General features: G+C 36.1%; 12 protein-coding genes. 2 read left to right on the plus strand and 10 right to left on the minus strand.

Annotated elements, in window-relative coordinates; all coding sequences use genetic code 11:
• Positions 1-24: 24 nt before the first annotated feature.
• From MR062_RS05365 to MR062_RS05390, 7 genes are all read right to left on the minus strand, one after another.
• Complete coding sequence (locus tag MR062_RS05365; RefSeq protein WP_242203061.1) at positions 25-348, minus strand: DUF4286 family protein; 324 nt, start codon at positions 346-348, stop codon at positions 25-27.
• Between the two features lie 52 nt (positions 349-400).
• Positions 401-985 carry a helix-turn-helix domain-containing protein gene (locus tag MR062_RS05370; protein WP_242203062.1) on the minus strand — a complete coding sequence of 195 codons (585 nt, stop codon included), beginning with the start codon at positions 983-985 and terminating at the stop codon, positions 401-403.
• Between the two features lie 164 nt (positions 986-1,149).
• A complete protein-coding gene (locus MR062_RS05375; RefSeq protein ID WP_242203063.1) occupies positions 1,150-1,665 on the minus strand; it encodes a GNAT family N-acetyltransferase in 516 nt (171 codons plus the stop codon).
• Positions 1,666-3,441 (minus strand): tetratricopeptide repeat protein, encoded by a 1,776-nt coding sequence (locus MR062_RS05380; RefSeq protein WP_242203064.1) that lies wholly within the window; start codon positions 3,439-3,441, stop codon positions 1,666-1,668.
• A 178-nt stretch (positions 3,442-3,619) separates the two neighbouring features.
• Entirely contained in the window at positions 3,620-3,742 is a 123-nt protein-coding gene (locus MR062_RS17630; RefSeq protein ID WP_262916818.1) for a hypothetical protein, read from the minus strand.
• 149 nt (positions 3,743-3,891) lie between these two features.
• Entirely contained in the window at positions 3,892-5,163 is a 1,272-nt protein-coding gene (gene serS, locus MR062_RS05385) for a serine--tRNA ligase (RefSeq protein ID WP_242203065.1), read from the minus strand.
• Between the two features lie 57 nt (positions 5,164-5,220).
• Positions 5,221-6,159 carry a bifunctional riboflavin kinase/FAD synthetase gene (locus MR062_RS05390; protein ID WP_242203066.1) on the minus strand — a complete coding sequence of 313 codons (939 nt, stop codon included), beginning with the start codon at positions 6,157-6,159 and terminating at the stop codon, positions 5,221-5,223.
• 83 nt (positions 6,160-6,242) lie between these two features.
• Here MR062_RS05390 and MR062_RS05395 point away from each other — a divergent pair, with 83 nt between their 5' ends.
• On the plus strand, positions 6,243-9,035 hold the full coding sequence (locus MR062_RS05395) for a reprolysin-like metallopeptidase (RefSeq protein WP_242203067.1): 2,793 nt from the start codon (positions 6,243-6,245) through the stop codon (positions 9,033-9,035).
• A 46-nt stretch (positions 9,036-9,081) separates the two neighbouring features.
• Here MR062_RS05395 and MR062_RS05400 read toward each other — a convergent pair whose 3' ends face one another.
• Positions 9,082-9,600 carry a hypothetical protein gene (locus MR062_RS05400; RefSeq protein WP_242203068.1) on the minus strand — a complete coding sequence of 173 codons (519 nt, stop codon included), beginning with the start codon at positions 9,598-9,600 and terminating at the stop codon, positions 9,082-9,084.
• A gap of 94 nt (positions 9,601-9,694) precedes the next feature.
• Between MR062_RS05400 and MR062_RS05405 the strand changes: the two genes are divergently transcribed.
• The gene (locus tag MR062_RS05405) at positions 9,695-12,436 is read left to right on the plus strand and encodes a zinc-dependent metalloprotease (protein WP_242203069.1); all 2,742 of its coding nucleotides are present in this window, start codon (positions 9,695-9,697) and stop codon (positions 12,434-12,436) included.
• Positions 12,437-12,446: 10 nt separating this feature from the next.
• Here MR062_RS05405 and pth read toward each other — a convergent pair whose 3' ends face one another.
• Together pth and MR062_RS05415 are read right to left on the minus strand one after the other, a co-directional pair.
• Positions 12,447-13,013: an aminoacyl-tRNA hydrolase gene (gene pth / locus MR062_RS05410; protein WP_242203070.1), complete on the minus strand. Its 567-nt coding sequence runs from the start codon at positions 13,011-13,013 to the stop codon at positions 12,447-12,449.
• A 149-nt stretch (positions 13,014-13,162) separates the two neighbouring features.
• Entirely contained in the window at positions 13,163-13,801 is a 639-nt protein-coding gene (locus tag MR062_RS05415; RefSeq protein ID WP_242203071.1) for a 50S ribosomal protein L25/general stress protein Ctc, read from the minus strand.
• Positions 13,802-13,808: the final 7 nt, after the last annotated feature.

The raw sequence follows: 13,808 nt of genomic DNA on the forward strand, positions 1-13,808 counted from the left end.
TTCCTGCCTCCGTAGGAATGACAATTACTTAAATTCTACCGAATATTCATCAATAATTTGAAGTTCTGTCCTAAAGGCCAACATTTTATCTGCAAACTTTTTAAGCCCTTCTGTTCTTAACCTATCGGCGTCTTCTCTGTAGTAGGCATCTAATGCCTCACGGGAGTAGGAACGGTATTGAATGGAATAGGTTACCCCACCCATCTCTTCTTCCACCAAAACCTTAGTAAGTGTGGCTTTATCGAATTTTCCCGTACTCAATACTTGTGGGATGTGCTGCTTAATCCAAACCAACCATTCGTCGTGAATGCTTTTATCTATGTTTACCGTTACGTTATATATATACATCTTGGAAGTGTTTTTGCAAAGGTCTATTGTTCTAGACCATCTTCAAAATAATTTACCTCAAAATTCTAATCGCTGGTATATATTTAAATGATTTACCTTGATAAATCCTTATTGTATTAATTAAGGTTACCATCAAATTATACCCATAAGTAACAATAATCAACAGTACTATTTTTATTGGACCAAATGAAAAGTCTAACCCCTTTAAAAGTCCAAAAGCACCAGAAAACAGAAAAATATAAAAAGAAAACAACAAAAGCGTCCAAGTTATTTGAAAGTTTAAAATAGACTTCCCTAATAGGTCTACTCCCTTTACTTTATCCTTTTTGAAAACCCATAAGGTTAAAGGTATAATGATGCCCAAAAGCGGGAAAAACAAAAACCCCAAAGCAGACATACTCAACAAAGCTAAATAACCTTTATCTTCCTGAATTTTCCAGTCTATAATGTCTTCTGGAGAACAATTTAGGGCCTCAGCCAATTTTCTTAAAGTATCCCCTCTTGGTTCTGTTTCACTATTTTCGATTCTTTGGATGGTTCTTAAACTCAAGCCAGACTCTTCTGCTAAATCTTCTTGAGATAGTCCTTTTCTGTTTCTTAATTCTTTTACGCGTTGTGCTAAATTCAATTCGCTCATTTTATTAGGTTTTAATTTTGCGTAAAATTACCTCCAAAAGAACTCAATTGATTGCGTCTTTAGAGTGTCATATTTACGTCATAAGTGTCAAAACCCAGTGTTTTTAATATATTCAAAAACTAATTAACGCCTATCTGAAGGTTTTCTATACAAATCATGTCTTGTTATAAAACTTTTGAAAACAACAAGAGTTCTTCGGCTTCATCAAAAGGATTTACCCTTTTTTCGAAAGTTAACCCTAATTTTTCCAATAATTTAATGGATTTATCATTATTTGGATTTGTAATGGCTGTTATTGTTTTAAGGTTAAATTTATCTTTGGCCAATTTTAAAACCGCCACCGAAGCTTCGTAGGCATATCCTTGTTTTTCATGCTGCGGGATCAAGGAAAAGCCAACATCGGGGTATTCTAAAACCTCTCGTTTTAATAGTCCCACAACACCAATAGGAGCATTGGGCTGCTCTTTTAATGTTATTTTATAATATCCAAAACCGTGTTCTTTATAGCTTTTTAAAAATCTGTTCCTTAAATGCGATTTGGCATCCTTTGTAGTTTTTATATTTCTGTCTCCCACAAATTTCAAAAAGCCTGGCGTGTTCATCAATTCAACAAAAAAGGAGGCATCTTTTAATGTTATTTTAGAAAGCACTAATCGTGATGTTTCTGCTATAGCCATCATTTAATTTATTACATCACCACGCAAGCTCCTATATAGTTTTCTAGCCTCTACAAAATAAATGCTATCGGCATGATTAAAAATAATTTGTTCCAACAGGGCCTTAGCCTTCTCTTTGTCGTTAAATTGTTTTATGTAAATATTGGCCAGCCTGTACAGGGCATCGTCTATTAAAATACCATCGCGGTAATTGGCTACTACCAATTCGTAATTGGTCATGGCTTTTTCGAACTGTAATTGGCCTTCAAATAACTGCCCTTGCTTATACAGGGCTTGGGCGACAATAGGCTCTGTTTTGTGTTCCTTTAAAATTTTATCGAGCAATGCAATGGCAGCCTCGTTTTTATTTTGAAAGGCTAACAAATCGGCCTTGGCATATAGCTTTAAAGCGGTTTGGGTGGAATCTTCATATTTATTATCTGAAATAAGTAACTTTAAATCCAACGCATCGTTGGCGATAAGTTGTGAGGTTGATGATTTTAAAATTTTGAGCTGTGCTTCTGCCCATTTAAAATCACCTTTATAATAACTGGCCTTAGCCACTTTAAAGCGTGCTTCTTGTGAAATGGTACTGTTCTTTAAATTCCGTTGGATTTGTGAAAAATAGATGAGCGCCTTATTGAACTTTTCCTGAAGCAATAAAATATCCCCTAATTCCAATTTAACCTGTGCTTTTTGCAATGGAGCTAGTGGCAACTCTAAAGCCATTTCCAAAAATTGGGTCGCTTGCTCTGGGCTATCCATATTAAATGCCAAAAAATGGGCATACGAGATTTGTATGTCCAGTGTTTGGGGCAACTTTCCATATTGTTCAAAAATGTTAAGGTATTGCTCATTAATAGTTTTATAATCTTCTTTATTGGCCAGTTTTGTTTTTATAAGCATGATATTACGATGGGCTCTTAATTGGGTGTCAATATCCTGTGCGGTGTTAATTATAAACGTAAACACCTCCAAAGCAATAGTGTCCTGGCCATCATTTAATGCTATATGTGCTAATTGTTCCAATCCTGATAAGCTTTCGGCTTCACGATTAAAAATAGCCTTCTCTTGGGCAAATGCCTTTTTGAAATCCCGCTGCTGTATAAAAAGCCAACTCAGTAATTTATTCCATAATAAATTTGGTTCTTCCTGAATGTTTTTGAGTAGAATCTTTCTGAAGAGTATATTATTTTCGTTGGTACTATCTTCAGTTATAAAATCGTTTATTGCCCGTTTTATATTGGTTAGGGCAATGGGGTTTGCTGCAATAAAATCGATATAACTGGTAAACATTTTTTCAACGTTACCCTGCTCACCATAAAGTTGTGCCAACTGTAAATCGAAATTAAATTCCGGCTTTATTAACGTGGCTTTATTATAAGCTTCAATAGCCTGGTCTAAAAGCGTATGCGATTGGAACATTCTGGCAATGCCAAACACATGGTTAGGGTTTTCTTCTATACTTGCTAGTGCCTTATTGTAATAACTATTCGCTTTATCCAAGTCATTTTTCAGCTGAAAATTATATCCTAACTCAACAAAAAATGCCGGATAATTAATGCGTTCCATTATTTTTAGCAAAAAGGTTTCGGCATCATCATATTGTTCTAATTGCTGATGTGTACTTACTATTTTATTGATATAGTTAATATTGGATGGTGACTGTGCGTAAAGTCTTTTATACTCAACTAATGCTTTTTCAAATTCGCCTTTACTATAATAGTCTTTGGCAATAGCATCATTTTGTGCCACCCCTGCAATGGTATAAAGAAAACATATGATAAAAATGAATCTCATACTGTAAATATAACAAATGTGGGTTGGCCACATTGCTAATATTAACATAAAAAAAGTGCCCGAATAAAAATTCGGGCACCAACCAACCAAAATAAATTTGCCTATTAACTACCGTTAGTTAAAAAACGATATAATTACTCGATTGGGGACAATAATTCTTAATTAAATAATCCCTGTGTTATTTACCGATAATAGCAGCAATTTTATTTTCAGACTTTACAAGTTCAAAATCTGAAAACAAAACTTTACTTACGAAAAATACAAGTGCAATAAGCAAAATAATGCGTTTAACATTCTTCATGGTAGGTTAATTTAAGATTTGGTATGCTAACTTGGGAAATTTCTAATGAAAATCAAAAGATTAACAAAGAAAAATGCAAAAAAACATATAAAAATGCATTTTGCCGATTATTTCTATTAACATTATCTCAATTTGAAAGTAAAGACCTACTATTTTATAATACTGAAACCTGTATATGGTTTAAGCACTTCGGGAATCTCTATACCGTCTTTTGTTTGATAATTTTCCAAAATACCTGCCAACACCCTAGGCAAGGCCAATGAACTTCCATTAAGGGTATGAGCAAGTTCATTCTTACCAATATTGTTTTTAAAACGCAACTTTAAACGATTGGCCTGAAAGGTTTCAAAGTTAGACACCGATGAGATTTCCAACCATTTGTCCTGTGCTGTTGAGAAGACTTCGAAATCGTAAGTTAATGCCGATGTAAATCCTAAATCCCCTCCACAAAGCCTTAAAATGCGATATGGTAATTTTAATTCCTGCAAAATGGTTTTTACATGGTTCACCATACCATCTAATGCTTCATAGGATTTGGTAGGATGCTCTACACGTAAAATTTCAACTTTATCAAATTGGTGCAATCGATTCAATCCCCTTACATGGGCGCCATAGCTTCCTGCTTCACGACGAAAGCAGGGCGTATAACCTGTAATACCAATAGGTAAGTCGCTTTCGTTTAGTAGTACATCCCTAAAGATATTGGTTCCCGGCACCTCTGCTGTAGGGATTAAGTATAAGTTATCTGCCGTTACATGGTACATTTGTCCTTCTTTATCTGGCAACTGTCCTGTACCAAAACCAGAGGCTTCATTAACCAAATGTGGCAATTGGTATTCGGTATAACCGGCCTCGGTATTTTTATCTAAAAAATAGGCTATTAAAGCACGTTGAAGTCGTGCTCCTTTACCTTTATAAACCGGAAATCCGGCTCCGGTAATTTTATTTCCGAGTTCGAAATCTATAATATCGTACTTCTTGGCCAATTCCCAATGTGGTAATGCGCCATCAAATAATGTAGGTATGTCGCCTTCGCGATACACCTCTTCGTTATCTTCTTCGGTATTTCCAGCTGGCACCAAACGGTTTGGTACATTGGGTATTTTATAAAGCAACTCATTTAATTCGGTTACTTTATTGTTTAAGGTTTCATTAAGTATTTTAGACGACTCTTTTAACTCTCCTGTTTTCGCCTTTAAAGCATTGGCCTTTTCTACTTCTCCAGCTTTGTACAACAGTCCTATTTCCTTCGAAATACTATTAGATTCTGCTAAGGTATTATCCAATTCGGCCTGGATGCTTCTTCGCTCTTCATCTAGGGCAATAACCTGGTCTACTATATCGGCAGCGTCAATATTACGTTTTGCCAGTCCTTCAATAACCAAATCTTTGTTTTCTCTAATAAATGGGACCTGTAACATGTCTTGAAAATTTAAGCGACAAATTTAATGAATTCGTAAGCGTAAAGAAATTTTTCTTTAGTTATTATCTGTACTTAAAACATAACTTCTTACTGCCATTTCATCTTTTTTTAATTGGGCTTTTAGTAAATCGACAGATTCAAACTTTTGTTCATCCCGCAAACGTTCCAATAATTCTATCTTGATCTGCTTTCCGTATAAATCTTTATTGAAATTTATAAAATGTACTTCAATAGACAGGTTTTTACCATCAACAGTAGGGTTAACCCCTATATTCATCATACCATAAACCAAATCGTCATCAATTACCGAGCTCACAATATAGGCCCCCTGTCTTGGAATTAACTTATAATCTTCTTCTATATTAACATTAGCTGTGGGAAACCCTAATTGTTTACCCAAACCTTTACCTTTGGTTACTGTACCAACAATCACAAAATGATATCCCAAATAAGCATTAGCCTTTGCGATATCACCTTCACTTAATGCTCTTCTAATTTTAGTGGAACTTACGGCTACCTCATCAATGTCTTGGGCAGAAATCTCTTCAACTTCAAAACCGTACTGATCTCCAAAACGCCTTAAATCGTCTATATTGGCATTCCTGTTTCTCCCAAACCTATGGTCGTAACCAATAATAACCTTTTTGGCATGCAATTTATCTACTAGCAGTTCCTTAACAAAATCTTCCGCTCCAATACGGGAAAATTCGGGGGTAAACTTTTTTATAAACAAATAGTCCAGCCCTAACGATTCCAAAATAGCATAACGCTCATCTATAGTATTGATTAACTTTATATTGGCATCCTTTTGCAATACCATTCTTGGGTGCGGAAAAAAAGTAAGTATAACCGACTTCAATCCTTCTTTTTTGGCGGTGTTTATTAAGCGTGAAATAATTTTTTGGTGGCCAATATGAACACCATCGAATGTACCTATGGTTACAACGGTTGGTTCTTCCGACTTATAGGCCTTAATATCTTTTACCTCTCTCATCCAACGAGTTATATTGTCTAATTAATTAAAAAAAGTTAGCTTTGTTAATTCGGTATTTAATGAATTTGCCCTAAATTTTTTTTATGAAAACAAAACTACATTATGTTTTGTCAATGACAATGTTTTTGTTTGTCTTTTCAGTATCTGCCCAAGATTCTTTATGGAAACGTATTGAAAGCATTAAAAACCCTCAAAACTTATCTAAGTTTCATCTCGACAAAAACAACGTTCATTTCTTTGAACTTGATGCAAATTTACTCGCTAAAAATTTAGCCTCTGCTTCCTTAAAGAAAAGCAGCAATAATAAAAGCAACACTATTATTAGTCTTCCTGGGCCAAATGGCATACTGGAGTCATTTAAAATTCATGAAGCTTCCGTTTTTGCTCCTGAACTGGCAGCTAAATACCCTAATATTAAATCGTATGCAGGCACTGCGCTAAACGACCCCAATACGCAAATACGCATGAGTGTTTCACCCCAGGGAATTCAAACCATGATCTCTTATCCCGATAAACCTACTTTGTTTATGCAACCTATTTCTAAAGGATCCGAGCAATATATGTTATATGACAGAGGTAGCAAATACCGTTCTACATCCCTATTTAAATGTAAAACCATTGACGCCATAAATGACGCCATAAATAATAAACCGAATAACAGTGCAAAGGGAACTAATGAAGGGGGTGCTAACGACCAAACGCTTCGCAAATTTAGAATTGCCACTTCTGTTACTGGTGAATATACGGCATACCACGGAGGCACAGTTGCAGATGCCTTAGCAGCCATCAATGCGACATTAACAAGGGTCAATCAAATATTTGAGACCGACATGGCCGTAACTTTTGAGCTTATTGCCAATAACGATGGCTTAATTTATACCGATGCCGCTACCGATCCATATTCCGATGCCGATATTGGAGCTAATGATGATAACTCTAATAATTTAAATGGATGGAGCCTACAATTGCAAAATGAACTGTCCACGACAAGTGCTTTGGGCAATTCACTGGCCGAACGTAATGCAGCTTATGATATTGGTCATTTGTTTGGAGCCAGTGGCGGCGGGGGAAATGCAGGCTGTATTGGCTGTGTTTGTACTAACGACACTTCGTCTACTACCGACAAGAATAAAGGTAGCGCCTTTACTTCTCCTGCTAATGATGTCCCGGAAGGGGATACTTTCGACCTTAATTTTGTAGCACATGAAATAGGGCATCAAATGGGAGCCAACCATACATGGTCCTATGAAAGTGAAGGTACTGGAGTGAACGCTGAACCTGGTAGCGGAAGCACCATTATGGCCTATGCTGGTATTACCGAGAATGATGATGTCCAATTAAATAGTGATGCTTATTTTCATTTTTACAGCATTAAACAAATTTTGGAAAACCTAAGTACTAAGAATTGTCAAACAAACCAAGCCATTAGCAATAATCCACCTCTTGCCAATGCAGGACCCGATTACATTATCCCTAGCGGAACGGCCTATGTATTAAAAGGTAGTGCTACAGACGCCGATGGCAACGACAACCATACCTATTGTTGGGAACAGATAGACGATGGTGTGGTTACCAGCGCCAATTTCAATGCTACATTGGCCAATGGTTCCTTAAACCGATCCTTAGCTCCAACCACATCTCCATTCAGATACATCCCCAATATAAAAAGTGTACTAAACGGTAAACTTACCGAATCGAATCCTGGCATAGGAAGCTCTTGGGAATCGGTTTCTACAGTTAACCGAACCCTTAATTGGGCATTTACCGTTCGTGACAAAAGTCCTGCCACAGTTATGTCCAATGGACAATCGAGCTTTGACACAATGACCATTACCGTTAATAATTCTGCTGGGCCTTTTACTGTATCTTCCCAAACTATTGACGGCATAGAATGGACACCAAATACATTGGAAACCATCACCTGGGACAAGGCCAACACCGATAGTAGCCCTATAAACACCTCGCATGTAAACATTTTATTGTCTACAGATGGCGGATTAACCTACCCTATAACCCTCGCTGGCAACACCCCTAATGATGGCACAGAGGAGATTGTAGTCCCCAAAGTATCGGCTCCTTTTTGCAGGATTAAAGTGGAAGCCGTAGACAATATTTTTTATGCCATTAACAATGAAGCCTTCGCCATTAATTACAGCATAGACACAACCTGTCCAGAAGCTTATAGTTCCCCTGCTAACTTAAATTTGGACATTAACGAAACCACCGTGACAAACCATACCATTAATGTGCCAGATGATGGCATTATTAGCCATGTTAAAGTTAGCACAGATATTACCCATTCCTATGTTGACGACCTTGTTATTACAATTACCCATCCCAACGGAACAACTTTGTCGAAAATATGGAACAGAAATTGTTATTCCGAGGATAATATTATTATAAATTTTGAAGATTGGGCAGATAACATCAATTGCAATAATACCTCCGCTAATAACACTTATGCTCCAGCAAGCTTATTAGAAGTCTTTAATGGATTAAACGCAAAGGGAAATTGGCGTATTTCTGTTGCCGACCAGGCCTCTGTAGACGATGGTAAATTAAATTCCTGGGGGATGGAAATATGCACCCAAACCACTAGCATAACAAATCCCAATCTTGGTGATGAAGTTGAAGGCATTAAAGTATTCCCAAACCCCAATGAAGGCGAATTTACCGTTGCTTTCACTTCTAAATCCAAGCAAGACATTGTTATTATAGCTAGTGACACAAGAGGCCGTATTGTTTTGCATAAAACCTACCCAAAAACAGTAAACTTTAGGGAAGCTATTGATTTAAAAAATGTAAAGTCTGGAATGTATGTTCTCTCTATAAGTGATGGCAATATAAAGACCAAGAAAAAGGTTAATATTTGGTAGCTTGAAAATAATTGTTGACATGGTTTAAAACAAATTACCACTAGTATTAAGGCAAATTAAAAACTTGAACAATATGTGAAATTGATTGTGGAATTTCTTTCATTTTGAAATCTAAATTTAACTCATATCTTTCATTGTTAACTTTTTTAAAGTAAACCTCTTTGTTACTTGGTCTAAAATATCCCGCCTGTCCTTTACAATAACACCACCTAGCATATATTATCTTAATGCTTTTCGAATCTTTTGCCTCCTCTTTAATTGTCTTTGGATTTACTTCTAAAAAAACTTGCTCCCTTAACCCTCCATCTACTGTATTAGGCATTTCATTTCTTACATATTCAATCTTTAGAACAATATTTTTGCCATCAACAATACTTGAATAAAGTTCATTGAACTCGTCGTACTTAATTAATAATTCTTTGTTTGAAAAAACTTCAAAAGAACACCTTCCATTATCTGGACACCAATTAACAGTAACTTCATTAGTCTTTTTTTTATTAATATGCTCTTTCGTTTTACATGACAAAAGAGCAACAATCAAGACAACCACACTTAAATATCTCATATTCAAAAATATATTAATTTAGATAATGTTATATATTAATTTTTGCCATTAACAAATTTAGACGTTATTTTTATGTCCCTTAAACTTTTGTCTCATGAAAAAGGCTTTCTCTAACTTTACTATAGTTTTTCTTTTAATACTGTTATTTTTTTCAAGCACCCTTTATACTCAAAACGGAAAAACAATATGGACTAAAACCTCTCAAGAAAAAGCTTTTAATGGAAAACTTCCTAATAAAGATGTAAAACAGAATAGAGCTTCTTACTATCAATTAGACATTGAAAGCTTGAAAACCCTTTTGAAAGACGCCCCTCTAAGAAACAATAACACAACATCTGATATCATAATAAGTTTTCCTAACAGTGAAGGTACCTTAGAAGCATTTAGAATTAATGAAGCACCATTATTTAAACCTGATTTTCAAAAAAAACATCCAGAATTAAGAACTTATGTTGGCACCAGCGTAACTAATAATGGGAATAAAATAAGATTCAGCATTACCCCTTTTGGATTACACGCTATGACATTGTCATCAGAAAAAGGCCTTCAACTAATAGATCCCGCTGGCCTCGACAACAAATATTATATATCTTATAATAAAAGTGACTTAGTTAATTTACCCCCCCCTTTTTACTGCAAGTATATTGATGATTTAGGACATTTTAAAAATACTTCATCCTCAAAATCAAACTCGACAAGAAATGCAAATGATGGTATTTTACGAACATATGACTTGGCACTAGCTTCAACAGTTGAGTATTCTACATATCATATTGATGCAGCCGGTGTATCGGGAGGAACAGATACCGAAAAGAAAAATGCGGTAAAAGCAGCTATGATGGTTACCATGAATCGGGTAAATGGGATATTTGAACGCGAAATATCCCTCACCATGCAAATGGTAGACAATACCAATATCATCTTTATAGCAGAACCCGACGGGTATACCAATGATAATGGGCAAACTATGCTAAGCGAAAACCAAACCATTATAGATAACGCAATAGGCTCTGTGAATTATGACATAGGCCATGTGTTTAGTACAGGAGGCGGAGGTATAGCCAGCCTCAATTCACCATGTGTGTCAGGAAGCAAAGCTAAAGGTGTTACTGGGTTATCTGCTCCTGTTGGCGATGTGTTTGATGTCGAATTTGTTGCCCATGAAATGGGGCATCAATTTGGAGCTCCGCATACCTGGTCAAGCAATAGTGGCGGATGTTCCGCAACAGAATGGTCCTCTACAAATGCCTATGAACCCGGAAGTGGCAGTACTATTATGTCTTATGCTGGTTTATGTGCTCCAGATAACGTACAGCTTAATGGCGACGATTATTTCCACCAAAAAAGTCTTCAAATGATTTGGGCTAACATAAGCAGTGGCAATAGCAGTAATTGTGACACAGAAGCCTCATCGGGGAATACAGCTCCAACAGCTAACGCAGGAATAGATTATACTATACCAGTATCAACACCTTATAAACTTACAGGATCTTCAACAGATATTGACGGTACAGGCACACATACCTATACATGGGAACAATTTGACTTAGCAACATCTCAAGGTAGTATTTCAGAAAATAATACTACAGGCCCTCTCGTAAGGTCTTTTGAACCAACTTCAGATCCAGTAAGATATATTCCTAATCTTAAAGACCTTAGATTTTCTAATGGTTCTACAACTTGGGAAAAATTAGCGTCTGTACCCAGAAGTTTAAATTTCCAATTAACGGTAAGGGATAATGGAAAAGACAACAACTACGGACAGACCGACAATGACGAAATGACCATAACAGTTATTGATGCCAATGGCCCTTTCAAAGTCACTTCACAAAATGCTTACATCAGCTATCCTGTGGGCAGCACCCAAACCATAACTTGGAATGTAGCCGACACTAATTTAAGCCCTATCAATACATCTATGGTTAACATAAGACTATCTATTGATGGCGGATTAACATATCCTACAATATTAACTACAACTAATAATGATGGTAATGCTGACATCACTTTTCCTTCAGGCGTTGCAGCTCCATATTGCAGAATTATGATTGAAGCAGATCCTTCCCAGAACATATTTTTTTCTATTAACGAAGAAAATTTTTCTATTGGATACACCATAACTGAAACTTGTAATCAATACAGCGGCGGAACAAATCTACCTATTTCTATTCCCGACAATGGCAACAGTTTTGAGACCAGTACCATTAGTGTAAGCGAATCTTCAACTATAACCGATTTGAATGTAGGAGTCAATATTACACATACCTATAAAGGAGACTTACAAATAGCTTTAGTAAGCCCCGAATCGACCCAAATAAACTTAACCACTCAATCATTTTGTTCTACAGGAAGCCTAATGGTTAAATTTGACGATTCCTCAACCCAAATTGATTGTGCCTACACAGAAAACAATGAAGTTTATAAACCAACAGGCGATGCCTTAAATAACTTTAATGGAGAAAACCCTTCTGGAAATTGGACCTTGGGCATTATTGATTTAGCAGATGGAGACACAGGAACATTAAATTCTTGGTACATAGAGCTTTGCACTACAAGCTTAACATTAGATAATCCAGCATTTAACAACATATCCAGTCTAAAAATATTTCCTAACCCAAACAAAGGCGAGTTTACTATCACTCTTAAAGGTTCCCTATCTAATCTAATTAAGGTGGAAGTTTTTGATATTAGAGGTCGACAAATTTACAATAATAGCTACAAGGGTTCAGGTGATTTTAACGAAACCATAAGCCTTAAAAATGCGCAAACGGGGATATATATTTTAAATGTGAATGATGGCAATCGGCAATCTACCAAAAAAATTGTTATAGATTAAGAGGGCTTATTTACTTCCCATTAAACACATTCATCGTATTATTAACTCCAGATAATGCAAATGATTTTATAAGTGCAATAGATTTATCTAGACGTTCGGGTAGTTTTTCGGTTTCTTCGACACTCCATTCACCCAATACATAATCAACCTGCCTGCCCTTGCTAAAAGTATCGCTTATACCAAATCTAAAGCGATTGTATTTGGTGGTATTAAGTTTATCCTGAAGATCTTTCAACCCATTATGACCACCATCGCTCCCCTTGGTTTTGAGTCGTATACTCCCAAAAGGCAAGTTTAGGTCGTCTGTAATAACCAGCAGGTTTTCCAATGGAATTTTTTCTTTTGTTAACCAATATAGTACCGACTTTCCGCTTAAGTTCATGTAAGTACTTGGCTTTAGAAATATAAAGGTCCTCCCTTTTAGCTTATAAGTGGTTATATCGCCCAGCTTTTGAGCCTCAAAGGTTAATTGCTCTTCCTTTGCAAAATGGTCCAGGATTTTAAACCCAATATTATGGCGTGTATTTGCATATTTCTCACCTATATTTCCTAAACCAACAATTAAAAATTTCTTCATAGGGTTTCCTTCTTCAACTATAAAAGATTTGGTTTTCTTTTCAAACAAATTCTTAATCAACCTAAACATTGTTTGTCTCAATTTGTGTAAAAATAAAAAAGCATCCCGAATAAATTAGGATGCTTTCTATTATTTACTAAAACAGCTTTCTATTCTTGTGCTGCTTCTGCTGCTGGAGCTTCAGCTGCAGTTGCTTCTGTTGTTTCTTCTTCTTCATCATCTTCGTCTTCAACATCCATAGAAGCTCTAGAACGTCTTACTAGACAAACTACTGTATTATCTGGATGCATAAACCTATAGGCATCGTTTTCTAAAGTAGTGATGTATAATTTACTACCTATTCTAAGCGGCGTAATATCTGCCTCGATAAAATCTGGCAAGTTAGCAGGTAAGGCTTTTACTCTTAAGCTACGCTTATTTTTACGTAAAACACCACCATTTTTAACACCTCTTGAGTTTCCAACAAATTGTACTGGAATATCCATGGTTATTTCTTTGTCTTCGAACAACTGATAGAAATCTATATGTAAGATTCTATCGGTTACAGGGTGAAACTGAATGTCCTGTAAAATGGCATTAAAAGTTTCTCCGCTTTCTAAAGCAATCACAACTGTATGCGCATTAGGCGTGTATACAAGTTTAGAGAAAGCTAATTCTGGTGCAGAGAAATGCACTGGCTTATCTCCTCCGTATAATACGCAAGGAACCTGACCAGCATTACGTAAGGCTTTTGTTGATTTTTTGCCCACGCTTTCTCTTTGAGATCCGTTGATTGTAATTGATTTCATTTTTGTT

Origin of the sequence: Aestuariivivens insulae, from assembly GCF_022662195.1 — a bacterium.
GTDB classification, from domain to species: Bacteria; Bacteroidota; Bacteroidia; order Flavobacteriales; family Flavobacteriaceae; genus Aestuariivivens; species Aestuariivivens insulae.